Here is a 14,075-nt window from a genome sequence, read left to right on the forward strand (position 1 = left end):
ATCATCGGAGCTAAGAAAAACAATATTGCTTCAATTGGTGTAACTTATGGCTATGGAACTAGGGAAGAATTGGAAATTCACAAAGCTGATTTAATTGCTGATTATCCAGATGAAATTCCTACATTGCTGCCTTTGATTTGATCGCTCAACTCTGATCATTATTAAAAGCGATACTTACAGAAGATTATGCTATGGCTAATAAACATCATTATGACTCTTCACTTAAATAAGATTGGCGACTATGACGAACATGAAGAATGGCGATAACATCTTCTTCGACTACAAACAAAACTCGATATTTTCTTTGTTTTCCAATCCAGAGTTGACGAACTTCACCACCAATTACTTTTGCTTCTGGTGCTATCATACAGCGATTAGGAAATTTTTGTAATGATGCTATAGCATCTTCAAGTTCATAGTACCAATTGTTTGCTACTTCAGGACTCAGATTATCGCACGTCCAACGATAAGCAGTTTCGATTTCTTGAAAAGCTGTAGGTTGAATAATAACTTGGTAATTCATGAGCGAGGAGGAATATTAAATTTGTTTTTTAGGGTTGCTAATGCTTGATCTGCTGGTATTCCTTCACCTTGCTTAAATTCATCTAGTCCTTTACGAATACCTACTATTGTTTCTAAGTAATCAATTCGTTCTAAGAGTTCTTGATATGTACTTAGAGGCTGTTTTTGGGTTGTTTTCAGTGATTGTAAAAAACTCAGCAGATCCTCTAGGAGTTCGTTGGGGGTGTTGTCAATTTCTTGTAAGAGTAACTCTTTGATAGTCATTACAGTTAACTGTGAAGATTGATGTTTCTATTATAGTGATATCTTTGCTGTGATCGTGTAAGGAATATGGTAAGCGTTCGATAACTGTGTAGAAAGTGCGATCGCGAAGCGCTCCGTAGGAATCTCGAAACGCTCCTGTAAGCAGATCGCTCTCATGATATCATTGGGGCTAATGGGGCTAAGAAAAATAATATTGCTTCAATTGGTGTGACTTATGGCTATGGAAGTAAGGAAGAGTTGGAAACTCACAAGGCTGATTTAATTGCTGATTGTCCAAAGGAAATTCCTACATTACTACCTTTGATTTGGTCAAAAAATTTGCTATACTGCTGAAAATCATCTTTTTTAAGAAAACCATTTGCTGCTTTAAGTGATCACTAAATGATCAACTTTTGTATAAAGTGTTACAATTTAACGTGATAAACCAAAATGCTAATATTTTATGATTGGTGAATTTATGAGTGATATTCCCTACAAGTCAAGTAATCTTATCGGGATAGAAAAAAAGTTTCAACCTTATTTTGATAAATTAGTATCTGAATTTGGCAATGATTGCGACATTTTTATTAGAAAATATGACTATAGAAGAATGATGGCAGCAGGAATAGTTAACCGTTATTCCAACGTAGCTATAACTATTCACTTTATAAAAGGTAATATTCCTCTTGGAGATCCATTAAATACAAACTTGCTTAATAAAGTAAAAAACCATTTGATTTCCTTAAATCCAGAAGATTTGATACTTTAAGCAAGCAGGGTGCGTTAAAACTACAAATTTTTACTCCAAATAATTCAGTAACCAAGGAAAAGATTATGAGAATTGGCGGAAAAATATCAGAAAACTCTGAAAAAAAACCTCCTAGAATATACACCGCGCAAGAGTTTAATGCACAAGTAGACAATGATATTAAAGAGTTTCTTGCTAATCTTGAATACTGGAATTATTTACCAAAGTTAAATGTAATGCGTCATAAAAAACATAATTATGATGTTGACTTCGATCAAATTATTGATGATTCTAGTTTATGTAATTGGATTATGCACATATATAACAAGCCCTGGATGGAAGAACCTGCTGTTCTGGAGTTTCTTGATTTTGCATCAATTTACCGAGACAGCTATGAACGAAATTATCAATCAGAAAATGTTAAAAAGTATTTGTCAAATGATGATGAACTTTAACGAATCAAAGTAATAGTAATTCCCAGAGATAAACTAGTCCAGACTTTATCTGCTGTTAATACAGGCAAATTCAATCGTTTACCTAAAGCAAGACAAGCACGATCTCCTAATGATAATCCTGCACTTTTAGTTAAAGGTCGAAATTTAGCTATAGTTATAGCATCTTCCTCATTGCAAGCAATAATTTCTAGACTATTTTCTAATAATCCTTCATCTCTCAATCGTTTAATAATTTCGTCTGGTGATTCTCCTAAATCAACAACTTTTGATAATACCTCTACCCAATTAATAATACTGATATAGCATCCATCAATCAACGCATTTTCTACAATTTCTGCTCCTGGTTCATCTCTAAGATAAGCTAAAAAGGCAGAAGCATCTAACACAGATTTATTCACTTAAATACTCCTGTCTGCGTTCCTGGATAAGTTCATCAACCAAGTTTCTATCAGGTGATTTATCTTTTAATAAACCTCTTAATTTTTTAACTTGTTGTTTGAGGCTGACTAATTGGAGTTTTCCGTTATCTTCCAGAGTTAAAATTAATCTGTCTCCAGATTCTAAATTGAGTATTTCTTGGATTTCTTGGGGTAAAGTTAAACGCCCTTCCGGTTCAATATCAAGTGTATAGTGTTGAGGAATTGATGAATTAGCAAGTGTCATAGCTTGGTATTCCCTTTTTTTGTACCTATATTCTAGTTTAGCAAAAATAAAAGCCTTTCTCGGCAAAATTACCTTGTGCAGTTCCTACTCCTAACACTCTTCGAGTATCAATACCAGAACTACCTAAAAGATAACCTAAAGAAGAATATTTAATTACCAGAAATAACTAGAAGTTGATAGTCTAATAGTTACAGACTGTGCTTTATATACAGAATCAAATATCAAATTAAATTCATTAGTGAATTTAGTATATATAGTTTTGTTGATTTCCACCAAAGCTACAAACGCCCAGACTGATTATAGCCTAAGCGTTTGACCATTGGGTCGCAGATAAACTTCTGCAAGTAAAAAATAATTAAACAGGCATCATTTGCATGGATTTGCACGATTCTGCACATCTACGGCAAGCAGCAGCACATTCCATCATCTTGCTATCATCGCTCATTTTTTCGCAGGTTATTGCACAGCGATCGCACATTTCCGCACATAACATACAAGTGCGATCGCTGAACTCAGAACCAGCCATCATCATATTTGTACACATCATGCACATTTCTGCACAATCTCGCAGCATTGTCATCATGGTTATATCCATGTACTTACCACCTTTAGTCATACAGTAAGTCATGGTTTCTAGGCACATTTTATGACATTCCATGCAAGCGTTCACGCATATTTGCATTTCATTAGTCATAGATTTAGTCATCATCATCATCATACTAAATACTCCTTGATTTTTTGATATGTATCTTCAGTCCTGAGCCGGACTAATTACAACGCTAATTAAAAGTTTTTCAAAAATCAATGGGTATGCAACTCTAAATTAAAATTGATAATTCCGATAGAATTGTCGGAGTTTGTGTAGCATTGCTAGATAAATTAATGATATTTTTTTGATGAAGTTCTGATTAAATAAGGGTTACAAACTTTATTTTAAAATTTTTGATTCAGTAAAGTTATCAGCTTTTCAATTAGATATATCTATACATATTGATTTATTAGAAAATATTGATATTTATTATTTCTTAATATAAGACAAAAAACAGCGTTAATTTTTTCTATAAAAGCAGAAATTATTAACTTTTACTAATACACTTCTGCCTTTTTTCTCTCTATCTTATTGCTGATTATCAAGATAGAGAATTTTCTAAATCAGCTTGCAAATCTAGATAATGCTCAATTCCGACTGACAACCTGACCAAATTATCCTTAATACCCCGTTTAAGTCTTTCTGGTTCTGGAAGTGAACCATGAGTCATTTTGGCAGGATAGCAAAGAAGTGATTCAACACCTCCCAAACTCTACTGTATTTGCACTCAGTAGTTAAATAGTGCATTTGAACTATACGCTGTATTCAAATTGAGCGGTCGTACACACTGCACACTGTAGAGTCATCAAATACTTAGAATATCTAACAATTAGCTGCTAACAAATTTAGTTAATCAATTTTTTCTTAAAAGGTACTTGCTTTTTCATGAGAGTTGTGAGATTCTACTATTAATGTACGATAAATCAGTCGAGATACAGTAGTTTATTAATAACCCACCACTAACGCTAATGCGTACAGCTATGGCTAAGGAGTTGAAAAAGCTTTGCTAATAACTAAATATGCAGCAGTTACAGTGGCATAACTGACAACTGCTATCCCAGAAAATCATTATCATCCTATATTCATTTAGTAAAAAATATTACTTGGAGTCTGATATGGGCAAACAACAAAAACAACTAAGACTAGGTGCATTTTTACCCGGAGCAGGTCAGCACGTTGCAGCTTGGCGACATCCCCAAGCACGGAGTAATGGCGCTCTCAATTTTGAGCATTATAAGCAGATAGCCCAGACAGCCGAGCGCGGTAAATTCGACGCATTTTTTCTCGCCGACGGTTTAGCCTTACAACAACGGCGTGGTGCGGAAGGACGCACAGCCTTTGGTGGTGACTTTGAACCTGTCACCCTCTTCTCAGCCTTGTCTGCGGTGACAGAAAAGATTGGTTTTATTGCCACTGCCTCTACTACTTATGAAGATCCGTATATTCTCGCACGCAAATTTGCTTCCTTAGATCATATTTCTGGAGGAAGAGCAGGCTGGAATGTAGTCACAACTGGTAGTAGTGAAACAGCCGGTAATTTCGGTTTGGAAAACCATCCTATTCACGCAGATCGCTATATTCGCGCCCATGAATTTATTGATGTAGTCAAAGGTTTGTGGGATAGTTGGGAAGACGACGCTTTTGTTCGTGATCAGGAAACAGCTTTTTACTACGACCCTAATAAAATACATGAACTGAACCATAAAGGCAGATTCTTCTCCGTGCGCGGACCATTGAATATTGCCCGTCCGCCCCAAGGTTATCCTGTAATTGTCCAAGCAGGTTCTTCTGAAGATGGAAAAGAACTGGCTGGTAGAACCGCCGAAGTTATATTTACTGCTCAACAAACTCTAGAAGATGCTCAAGCCTTCTATGCAGATGTTAAAGGTAGATTAGCAAAATATGGACGCACACCAGACCAACTCAAAGTTATGCCCGGTGTCTTTCCCGTAGTTGGTATCACAGAGGCAGAAGCAAAAGCCAAGTATCAAGAACTGCAAGATTTAATTCATCCCCAGGTTGGTTTGGCTTTATTACAGGGACTTATAGGCACGGATCTTTCCTCTTATCCCCTTGATGAACCACTGCCAGATTTACCAGAAACCAATGATAACAAAAGCCGCCAAGCATTATTAATTGATATTGCTCGTAAACACAATTTTACCATTCGTGAACTTTATCAATGGATTGCGGGAGCGCGTGGTCATTGGACAATTATCGGTACACCAGTACAAATTGCAGATCAACTGGAAAGCTGGTTTGTCAATGATGCTGCTGACGGCTTCAACATTATGCCTCCTTATCTTCCTGGTGGACTAGATGATTTTGTTGATTTAGTAATTCCTGAATTACAACGGCGGGGATTGTTCCGCACTGAGTATGAAGGAACAACTCTGCGTGAAAATCTGGGTTTATCTCGTCCAGTTAATCAATATCAAAAGGTATTAGCAGCAGTTTAAATAATTGGGTTTCGCCCAGAGACGCAAAGGAGCAAAGGCGCAAAGTTTTAGATTTTAAATCTCAGGTTGAGCCAATTTGCAATTACACCATACAAAGATAAAAATATATGAGCGCAAAACGTCAGTTTCGATTAGGTGCATTTATTCAAGCTACTGGTCATCATATTTCTGCTTGGCGACACCCCAATACACAAATAGATGCAGGTTTGAATTTTGAGCATTACAAGGAAATTACTCAAACTGCGGAACGGGGGTTATTTGATGCTGTTTTTCTAGCAGATAGTCCAGGCGTTTGGGGTGGTTCTCCTGAAACTCAAATTCGTAATGGGAAAATGGCTCATTTTGAGCCTGTTACTCTATTTTCGGCTTTATCCTCCGTTACCAAAAACATCGGTTTTATTTCCACTGCTTCCACTACCTACGAAGATCCTTACACATTGGCACGGAAGTTTGCTTCCCTAGACCATTTAAGTAACGGCCGTGCAGGATGGAATGTAGTCACCACAGGTAATGAGAATGCGGCGGCTAATTTTGGACTGGAACATCATCCAGAACACAGCCAACGTTATGAACGGGCTGAAGAGTTTGTGGAAGTGGTGCAAGGATTGTGGGATAGTTGGGAGGATGATGCCTTTATCAAAGATAGAGAATCTGGTGTTTATTTTGATGCGGACAAACTGCATACATTGAATCACAAGGGCAAACATTTTGCTGTTAGAGGTCCTTTAAATGTTGCTCGTCCACCCCAAGGTTATCCTGTCATTGTCCAAGCTGGTGCTTCTGAACCAGGAAGAGATTTAGCGGCACGCACTGCTGAGGTAATTTTCACTGCTAATCAAACTTTAGCCGATGCTCAGGAATTTTACGCGGATGTTAAAGGGCGGTTGGCGAAATATGGACGTTCCCCCGATGATCTTAAAATCATGCCTGGTGCTTTCCCCATTATAGGGCGTACCGAAGAAGAAGCTCAGGAAAAATATGAGTTTTTGCAATCTTTAATTCATCCTGATGTAGCTTGGGGAATTTTAGCTAACTATTACAAAGGTGTGGATTTGTCTAAATATTCTTTAGATGATATAGCTCCTGAATTACCCACTGATACCAACAATAACAAGAGTCGTCTGAAACTGGTTAAGGATTTAGCTACTCGTGGCACTCTCACACTGCGTGAGTTATATCGTTCTTTGGCGACCGCACGGGGTCATCGTACCATTTTGGGTACTCCTGAAGCCATCGCTGATCAATTAGAAGAATGGTTTATCAATGGTGCGGCGGATGGTTTTAATATTATGCCACCGATCCTACCTACAGGATTGGATGAGTTTGTGAATTTAGTCGTTCCTGTTCTGCAAAAACGCGGACTCTTTCGTACTGAATATGAGGGTAGTACCTTGCGTGAAAACCTTGGTTTACGTCGTCCAGTTAATCGTTTTGCTGTTCAACAACAGGAAAAAACGTTGGCATTTGTGTAAATGATTCCTACAGATCCCCGACTTCTTTGAGAAGTCGGGGATCTAAACCATCCCGTCAGCACAGACGTTAAAAGCCTACCGGAGTCTATGCAGACTATCGGAAAGTTAGGCTTGTCTAAAAGACAAGAATCTCACGTTCAACACTCAAGTCAAAATCAACAGCACAATCTCCCACAGATTCCCGATTTCTTGAAAATTCATAACTTTTAGATTCTGCAATTGTTTGAGAAGTCAGGGATCTAAGTTGTCTTGTAACTTTTCTAAGGAAAATATGACTAAATATAGCAAATTGAAAAGCTCCCCCTCCGCCGCAGTCAGAGCCAATCTTGATTATCCTGTCATTGATACTGATGTTCACACTAATGACTTTACTCCTGCTCTTGAGGATTATATTGCTCACTACGGCGGTGTGAAGCTGGTAGATGAATTACGCAAAGCTGAATCCTCCCGTCTCAATTCCAAGACTGAAGGTAAAGACTGGTATCAACAAACTCCAGAAGAACGTCAGAACAACCGCACAATTCGATCGCCTTGGTGGGCTAGAGTTACCCGTAATACCTTAGATTTGGCTACCTATACTCTCCCCGCATTACTCTATGAACGTCAAGCGGAGCAAGGCTCAGACTATTCTGTACTATTTCCTAATAATGCCTTAGCTGCGGCTGGTGCAAGTAAGGAGAACCGTCAATTATTGCAACGGGCGATTAATCATTATCATGCTGATATTTACCGCCCATATAGCGATCGCCTGACAGTAGTAGCTGGTATCCCCATGACTACTCCCCAAGAAGCGATTGAAGAGTTAGAATTTGCGGTAAATACACTAGGTTTGAAAGTTGCAAATATTCCTGGTGGTGTGAAACGTCCAATTAAAGCGATCGCAGATAAATATCCTGCCGATCAATTCCCCGAAATTGGCAAATATGCCTCTTACATTGACTTTTTCGGTCTAGATAGTGAATACGACTATGATCCCTTCTGGGCTAAAGCCGTCGAATTAGGCGTACCTCTCACCACTCATTACGGTAGCCAAGGATGGACTGGACGCTCCTCCATTAGTAACTACATGAACAACCACATCGGTCACTTTGCTGATGGTTCACAAGCGTTTGCCAAAGCCTTGTTTTTTGGTGGTGTAACTAGACGCTTCCCACAATTGCGTGTTGGGATGCTAGAAGGTGGTGCAGATTGGGGCGCTCACGTCTACATTCATTTAGTGGATCGTTTCTCCAAACGGAGTTTAGAAGGACTGCAAAACTACAACCCAGATTTAGCTAATCCTGATGAGTTGTTTGAGTTATTTGCACAGTATGGTGGAGAAATTACTCAAGGACATTCCCTCAGCAAAGAAGAATTAACTAAGAGTGTATTGGGAGCTTCCTTCAACCGTCACAGTCGTTCACCTGTGGGTAGTGAGTTGGAAGATTTTGGTGCAGCAGGTATTCAGTCAATTGAAGATATACGCGATCTTTGGGTGAACAGTTTCTTCTTTGGTTCTGAATCTGATGATCGTACCATTGCAGCCGCATTCAACGACAAAGCCAACCCCTTGGGAGTCAAGCTTAATGCCATTTACTCCTCCGATGTTGGTCACTGGGATGTACCCGATCTCACCGCACCTTTAGCGGAAAGCTGGGATTTGGTAAGAGAAGGCGTGATTTCTGAAGATGACTTCAAGGCTTATGTATTCGGCAATCCTCATAAATTCTACACCCAAGCTAACCCCGATTTCTTCAAAGATACAGCAGTAGAATCCAAACTACCTAAGACCGAATCTCAAGTAGAGAACAAAACTTTGGTAAGTGTGTAAATGACTTTGTAATGTTGTAGCCATAGAGACGTTATATATAACGTCTCTACATTCATTTCCTAATGCTTATGTTTTGCCAACTTCAACGCCGACAACAAGAGAATGATACCCAAAATTACATATAAGGAAGAACTTGCTACATACCTCAAAAGACTACTGCCAATAAATGCTCCCAATATTGAACCAGATGCCATTGAAACAATGAATCCTTGTTCTGATTTTACTTCTTTTAATCGTTGCTGACTTTTGTATTTGTATAGACCCATAATGATTGTGGGAATGCTGATTGCCAGACTCAAACTTCCTGCTAATTTGATGTCAATTGCAAACACCATAATAATTGTCGGGATAATCAACTCACCGCCTGCGACACCAAGCATACTGCTGAATATACCAATCACAATTCCCGCTACAAACGCGATACCTATTCTTAGTAAATTTGGAAGTTGCCAACTTTGAAGACTGAAAATAAAATTATGTCCAATTAATACAAAGCTGAGAAAAAATAGAAAAACAACAACAACTCGATTTAAAGTTTTTTCGTTGATTTTGGTGGCATAGTTAACTCCAACATAAGAACCAATCAGAGAACCTGCCAAAATATTAATGATTACTGTCAGGTTTGAGAAAACATTCTCAAGACCAATAATGCCACTCCGAAAAATGAAAGAAAAAGTGACAGTAACGAGACTCACCATGAGATTAATAATAATTGCTTGTAAAGTTCGATAGTTAAAAATGCTAACTAAAACTGGTAGGCGAAATTCTGCACCACCTAAACCAATTAATCCCCCAAGAATTCCAACCAAAGCACCCCAAGCAAACGCCCAAATATTCCGCATCAAAATTTTCACACCCATAACAAAAACTAGATTATGAGCAATTCTATAACTTTACCAACCACCAAACTCGGTCAAACCGGACTCACCGTTTCTCGGCTCGTTCTCGGTACAATGACCTTCGGACTACAAACAGATGAAGAAACATCTATAAAAATCCTCGATACCGCAGCCGAAGCTGGAATCAACTTTCTCGATACGGCTGATGTTTATCCCCTTGGTGGTGGACTACCCACTGCTGGAAGGACTGAGGAAATTATTGGCCGTTGGTTAAAAGGCAAACGAGAACATTTTATCATTGCTACTAAGGCCGTCGGTAAAGTTGGTCCTGCACCTTGGGACCAGGGATCTTCACGCAAACATATCTTAGATGCTATTGATGCTTCCCTCAGACGACTGGGAACTGATTATGTTGACCTGTATCAATTGCATTCTGATGATGCTTCAACTCCTCTGGATGAAACCCTAGAAGCACTCGATACAATAGTTCGTGCTGGTAAAGTCCGCTATATCGGAGTTTCCAACTTCTTAGCTTACCGATTAGCCCGCGCTTTGGGTCGTGCAGATGTCCGTCATTTGACTCGCTTTGTCTCCATTCAACCCCGCTATAATCTCTTATTCCGGGAAATTGAGCGAGAATTATTACCCCTAGCGCAAGAAGAAGGACTGGCTGTAATTCCCTACAATCCCTTAGCAGGGGGACTGCTGACAGGTAAACATAATCTGGCTGAAGGTCCAACATCAGGTACTCGTTTTACTTTGGGTGCAGCCGCAGAGCGTTATCAAGACCGTTATTGGCATGACCGCGAATTTAATACTGTGGAACAATTACGCACAGTGGCAGATTTGGCGGGATTATCCCTGACTAGTCTAGCAGTAGCTTGGGTTCTGGCTAATCCGATTATTACAGCCCCTATCATTGGTGCTAGTCGTCCAGAACAACTTTTTGACAGTCTCAAGGCTGTGGAAGTCAAACTTGACGACAATTTGAAACAAAAACTAGATGACATTACCGCCGAATATCGTCGGGGAGATGCTGTGCGTTAGAACCGAACATTAAGCCTTTTCCAAATCTAAGTTTTGGAATTGGTAGTCACTATCTCAAAGCTTAAATTTTCTGTAGATGACCACCAAAAGTTATTTAAATCAGCAATATCTCATGGATAAAAAAGTTATGATTAAACGCCGTCGTTTTCTCAATTTTGCCACATCAAGTCTATGTGGATTTTCTATGGCATATCTGTTAGGAAGTTGTAGAGACCAAAGCCAACAGAATTTGGTAAAAAGTCCCAGTTCCTTGGATATCAAAACTAAGGTTCTCCGCATGGGGTATCAGAGTGCAGGGGATCTATTCAGAAATCGCAAAGTTTTAGAGAAACGCTTAGAGCCGTTGGGAATTAAGGTGGAATGGGCGCAATTTGCCCAAGGACCTCAACTCATGGAAGGGATGCGTGTTGGCAAAATTGATGTGGGATCAGTGGGAGAAACACCACCAATTTTTGCTCAAGTAGCTGGTTCAAATCTTGTTTATGTTGTGGGTACACAAAGAACCGCAACCACGGGAAAAAGTAGTGTTATTGCCGTACCACCGGAATCTCCACTGAAGAAGTTTGAGGATATTAAAGGGCAAGAAGTATATTTTCAAAAAGGCTCGGCATCCCACTATTTTATTCTTAGAGCCTTGCAGTCAATTGGCTTAACTATCAAGGATATTAAAATCAAAAGTATACCGACTATTGAGGCGCGGGCTGCGTTTTTGGAAGGGAGAATTCCCGTTTGGATGACAGGAGATCCCCACTATGCGATCGCTCAAAAAATGGGTCGAATTCGAGTTCTTAGAGATTCTGTAGGGCTAGATTCTCCTGGTGGTTACTATATTGCTGATAGACAATTTGCCGAAGATAATCCTGGCTTGCTCAAAATTATTATTGAGGAACTTCATGCTCTCGATCAATGGGCAGAAAAAAATCGAGATGAAGTAGCTAAATTGATGATTACTGAACAAAAACTCGATGAAGATGTAGTCGCAAAAGTGATGTCTCGTCGTACTTTTGCCGGACGCAGAGGACTCAGCCCTGCCCTAATTGCTGAACAACAACGCGTGGCCGATTTGTTCTTTCAAGAGGGAGTGATTCCTAAAAAAATTAATATTCAGGAAGCCTTACTTTCGCCTGATTTATATGCTGCAATCACACCACCAGAAATTATGGTTTAGGAAATATTACAGCAGGGCGTTAAAAAAGCAAATTAAACCTGCTTTTTAATAATTTTTACTTGTTAATTACTTATGCCCTTGGTCGGTTTATGTTGCCGACTATTTTTATTTGACAGAACAACTTACTTCCATGACTAAAAAAATCAGACTTTCTAAATCTTTTCAACGCGCTCCCAATGCGCCCGAATTACCAGATACTCCTTTCCTATTTATTTGTTATTTTGTGAATCAGTTTCGCTGGTGGTATGTGTTAATGGTGCTTCTGGAAATCGCCCACGCCACCTGTGGAATTATGTTACCTTATGCGATTGGTGAAATGATTCGCAGTGTGACACGACACTCCACGGGGGACAGTAAACTGATTTTTGATATTTTGAGACAACCCTTGATTCTGTTTACGTCCTTGAGTATAGGTGAGGTGGTATTTGGGCGTTCCGCTGGACTGTTACAAACTATTCTCCATCCCATCCACAGACAGCATATTGTGCGATCGCTATATGCCTATTTACAGCAGCATTCCCATCGTTATCTCAGCAGTAGTTTTGCTGGTGCGTTAGCCCATCGCATTGCGGAAACTTCCCTGGGTGTTACCCAAACGATGCAAATGATGATTACGGAATTTATGCCAGTAATTATCGTTTATATAGTCTCCACAATTCTACTCTATCGCGCCTATCCTCCCCTAGCGGCATTTGTGGGGATTTGGGCAGTTTTGTTTATCAGTATTTCCTTCTGGTTGGCGACTCGTTGTCGAATATATGCACGGAAAGCCGCCGCTGCTAGAAGTGAAACTACAGGTATTATTGTAGATTCTGTGACAAATCTTACTAGTAGTAGACTTTTTGCCCGTTTGGGTTTTGAACGCCGCTATTTGAATGACCAATTAAAACGCGAACTCAGGGAGGTGAGAAAATCTAACTGGTATTCTGAACGAATTCGCTGGTTTCAGTTTATTTCAGCAGCAATTCTGAAAATTGGTACTCTATATTACTCACTTTCTCTGTGGAGTCAAGGAAAAATAGCTGCGGCTGACTTTGTTGTTGCCACCAGTTTGTCACTTTTAATCATTAGTGAAGCCCGCAATTTAAGCAAACGGTTTCTAGAGTTTTTTGAACATATTGGTAATGTAGCTAATGGTGTGAATACTATCATTCAACCCCATGAAATTACTGATCGGGATAATGCTATAAATCACGCCATCACTAAAGGTAGTATTGAGTTTCGGCAGGTGCATTTCAGTTACTCATCAGAAAAGACTGTATTCACTAATCTTTCTGTCACCATTCAACCAGGAGAGCGCGTCGGATTAGTGGGTTTTTCCGGTTCTGGGAAATCTACTTTTGTCAATCTGATTTTGCGTTTATTTGACCCTCAATCGGGACAAATATTGATTGATGGGGTGGATATCAAAGATATGACTCAGGAAGCCCTACATTCGCAAATTAGTTTGATTCCTCAAGATCCTTCTCTGTTCCATCGGACTTTATTAGAAAATATTCTCTACGGACGTTTAGAAGCATCACAGGCGGAATTGATAGAAGCAGCACGGAAAGCCTATGCTGACGATTTTATTGTCCAAATGACGGAGGGTTATGATTCTTTGGTGGGTGAACGCGGTGTTAAACTCTCTGGGGGACAAAGACAAAGAATTGCTATCGCCCGTGTTATCCTCAAAAATGCACCCATCTTAATCTTAGATGAAGCCACTTCTAGCCTTGATTCCATTACCGAAAAAGCCATTCAAGATACTCTGGATTCAGCAATGAATGGAAAAACAGTTATTGTAGTAGCCCATCGTTTATCCACTATCGCTCATTTAGACCGGATTTTGGTGTTTGATCAAGGTCGCATCATTGAAGATGGTACACACTCTAAACTATTGGCTAAGGGTGGAGCTTATCACAGATTATGGCAAATGCAAGCCGGTGGATTTTTGCCAGTAGCAGCTATAGCAAGTGACAGTTGACAGAGCTGAATAAGTTGTCTGTGAAGGCAGGGAACTCTTAACTGGGAACAGTTTTAGCTATATGGATATCCTCAATTTTCCAAATCCGATAAGG

General features: G+C 39.5%; 15 protein-coding genes. 8 read left to right on the forward strand and 7 right to left on the reverse strand.

The genetic code is table 11. From position 1 onward, the window contains the following. Window positions 1-208: 208 nt before the first annotated feature. Entirely contained in the window at window positions 209-523 is a 315-nt protein-coding gene (locus tag HGD76_RS01105; protein WP_168694720.1) for a type II toxin-antitoxin system RelE/ParE family toxin, read from the reverse strand. Continuing rightward, a complete protein-coding gene (locus HGD76_RS01110; protein WP_168694721.1) occupies window positions 520-786 on the reverse strand; it encodes a prevent-host-death family protein in 267 nt (88 codons plus the stop codon). Before HGD76_RS01110 ends, HGD76_RS01105 begins: the two co-directional genes overlap by 4 nt. A 442-nt stretch (window positions 787-1,228) precedes the next feature. On the opposite strand from HGD76_RS01110, the gene HGD76_RS01115 reads away from it, so the two are divergent. Beyond that, window positions 1,229-1,534: a hypothetical protein gene (locus HGD76_RS01115; RefSeq protein ID WP_168694722.1), complete on the forward strand. Its 306-nt coding sequence runs from the start codon at window positions 1,229-1,231 to the stop codon at window positions 1,532-1,534. A gap of 65 nt (window positions 1,535-1,599) precedes the next feature. Then, on the forward strand, window positions 1,600-1,968 hold the full coding sequence (locus tag HGD76_RS01120; RefSeq protein WP_148762089.1) for a hypothetical protein: 369 nt from the start codon (window positions 1,600-1,602) through the stop codon (window positions 1,966-1,968). Here HGD76_RS01120 and HGD76_RS01125 read toward each other — a convergent pair. From HGD76_RS01125 to HGD76_RS01140, 4 genes are all read right to left on the reverse strand, one after another. Next, the gene (locus tag HGD76_RS01125) at window positions 1,965-2,366 is read right to left on the reverse strand and encodes a type II toxin-antitoxin system VapC family toxin (protein ID WP_148762087.1); all 402 of its coding nucleotides are present in this window, start codon (window positions 2,364-2,366) and stop codon (window positions 1,965-1,967) included. The genes HGD76_RS01120 and HGD76_RS01125 overlap by 4 nt on opposite strands. Continuing rightward, window positions 2,359-2,631 (reverse strand): AbrB/MazE/SpoVT family DNA-binding domain-containing protein, encoded by a 273-nt coding sequence (locus tag HGD76_RS01130; RefSeq protein WP_015213494.1) that lies wholly within the window; start codon window positions 2,629-2,631, stop codon window positions 2,359-2,361. Before HGD76_RS01130 ends, HGD76_RS01125 begins: the two co-directional genes overlap by 8 nt. 355 nt (window positions 2,632-2,986) lie before the next feature. Further along, window positions 2,987-3,349: a four-helix bundle copper-binding protein gene (locus HGD76_RS01135; RefSeq protein ID WP_168694723.1), complete on the reverse strand. Its 363-nt coding sequence runs from the start codon at window positions 3,347-3,349 to the stop codon at window positions 2,987-2,989. Between the two features lie 412 nt (window positions 3,350-3,761). Continuing rightward, complete coding sequence (locus HGD76_RS01140; RefSeq protein ID WP_257720877.1) at window positions 3,762-3,929, reverse strand: PLP-dependent transferase; 168 nt, start codon at window positions 3,927-3,929, stop codon at window positions 3,762-3,764. Window positions 3,930-4,335: 406 nt separating this feature from the next. Here HGD76_RS01140 and HGD76_RS01145 point away from each other — a divergent pair, with 406 nt between their 5' ends. From HGD76_RS01145 to HGD76_RS01155, 3 genes are all read left to right on the forward strand, one after another. Further along, a complete protein-coding gene (locus HGD76_RS01145) occupies window positions 4,336-5,679 on the forward strand; it encodes an LLM class flavin-dependent oxidoreductase (protein WP_053540166.1) in 1,344 nt (447 codons plus the stop codon). A 107-nt stretch (window positions 5,680-5,786) separates the two neighbouring features. Continuing rightward, the gene (locus HGD76_RS01150; protein WP_168694724.1) at window positions 5,787-7,151 is read left to right on the forward strand and encodes an LLM class flavin-dependent oxidoreductase; all 1,365 of its coding nucleotides are present in this window, start codon (window positions 5,787-5,789) and stop codon (window positions 7,149-7,151) included. Between the two features lie 271 nt (window positions 7,152-7,422). Beyond that, window positions 7,423-8,961: an amidohydrolase family protein gene (locus HGD76_RS01155; RefSeq protein ID WP_168694725.1), complete on the forward strand. Its 1,539-nt coding sequence runs from the start codon at window positions 7,423-7,425 to the stop codon at window positions 8,959-8,961. 59 nt (window positions 8,962-9,020) lie between these two features. Here the strand turns inward: HGD76_RS01155 and HGD76_RS01160 are convergent, their stop codons facing one another. Further along, the gene (locus HGD76_RS01160) at window positions 9,021-9,821 is read right to left on the reverse strand and encodes a sulfite exporter TauE/SafE family protein (protein WP_233467000.1); all 801 of its coding nucleotides are present in this window, start codon (window positions 9,819-9,821) and stop codon (window positions 9,021-9,023) included. Between the two features lie 27 nt (window positions 9,822-9,848). Between HGD76_RS01160 and HGD76_RS01165 the strand changes: the two genes are divergently transcribed. From HGD76_RS01165 to HGD76_RS01175, 3 genes are all read left to right on the forward strand, one after another. Next, window positions 9,849-10,847, forward strand: a complete 999-nt coding sequence (locus tag HGD76_RS01165) for an aldo/keto reductase (RefSeq protein ID WP_168697322.1) — start codon at window positions 9,849-9,851, stop codon at window positions 10,845-10,847. 127 nt (window positions 10,848-10,974) lie between these two features. Next, window positions 10,975-12,015: an aliphatic sulfonate ABC transporter substrate-binding protein gene (locus HGD76_RS01170; RefSeq protein ID WP_168697323.1), complete on the forward strand. Its 1,041-nt coding sequence runs from the start codon at window positions 10,975-10,977 to the stop codon at window positions 12,013-12,015. Between the two features lie 130 nt (window positions 12,016-12,145). Then, window positions 12,146-13,981: an ABC transporter ATP-binding protein gene (locus tag HGD76_RS01175; RefSeq protein WP_168694726.1), complete on the forward strand. Its 1,836-nt coding sequence runs from the start codon at window positions 12,146-12,148 to the stop codon at window positions 13,979-13,981. Window positions 13,982-14,075: the final 94 nt, after the last annotated feature.

The sequence above is a fragment of the Dolichospermum flos-aquae CCAP 1403/13F genome, assembly GCF_012516395.1.
GTDB lineage: Bacteria > Cyanobacteriota > Cyanobacteriia > Cyanobacteriales > Nostocaceae > Dolichospermum > Dolichospermum lemmermannii.

Excerpts from the sequence above, each read along its gene's own strand:
- HGD76_RS01105 (WP_168694720.1), bottom strand. The coding sequence starts at position 523 with ATGAATTACCAAGTTATTATTCAACCTACAGCTTTTCAAGAAATCGAA.
- HGD76_RS01110 (WP_168694721.1), bottom strand. The coding sequence starts at position 786 with ATGACTATCAAAGAGTTACTCTTACAAGAAATTGACAACACCCCCAAC.
- HGD76_RS01115 (WP_168694722.1), top strand. The coding sequence starts at position 1,229 with ATGATTGGTGAATTTATGAGTGATATTCCCTACAAGTCAAGTAATCTT.
- HGD76_RS01120 (WP_148762089.1), top strand. The coding sequence starts at position 1,600 with ATGAGAATTGGCGGAAAAATATCAGAAAACTCTGAAAAAAAACCTCCT.
- HGD76_RS01130 (WP_015213494.1), bottom strand. The coding sequence starts at position 2,631 with ATGACACTTGCTAATTCATCAATTCCTCAACACTATACACTTGATATT.
- HGD76_RS01135 (WP_168694723.1), bottom strand. The coding sequence starts at position 3,349 with ATGATGATGATGATGACTAAATCTATGACTAATGAAATGCAAATATGC.
- HGD76_RS01145 (WP_053540166.1), top strand. The coding sequence starts at position 4,336 with ATGGGCAAACAACAAAAACAACTAAGACTAGGTGCATTTTTACCCGGA.
- HGD76_RS01150 (WP_168694724.1), top strand. The coding sequence starts at position 5,787 with ATGAGCGCAAAACGTCAGTTTCGATTAGGTGCATTTATTCAAGCTACT.
- HGD76_RS01155 (WP_168694725.1), top strand. The coding sequence starts at position 7,423 with ATGACTAAATATAGCAAATTGAAAAGCTCCCCCTCCGCCGCAGTCAGA.
- HGD76_RS01160 (WP_233467000.1), bottom strand. The coding sequence starts at position 9,821 with ATGGGTGTGAAAATTTTGATGCGGAATATTTGGGCGTTTGCTTGGGGT.
- HGD76_RS01170 (WP_168697323.1), top strand. The coding sequence starts at position 10,975 with ATGATTAAACGCCGTCGTTTTCTCAATTTTGCCACATCAAGTCTATGT.
- HGD76_RS01175 (WP_168694726.1), top strand. The coding sequence starts at position 12,146 with ATGACTAAAAAAATCAGACTTTCTAAATCTTTTCAACGCGCTCCCAAT.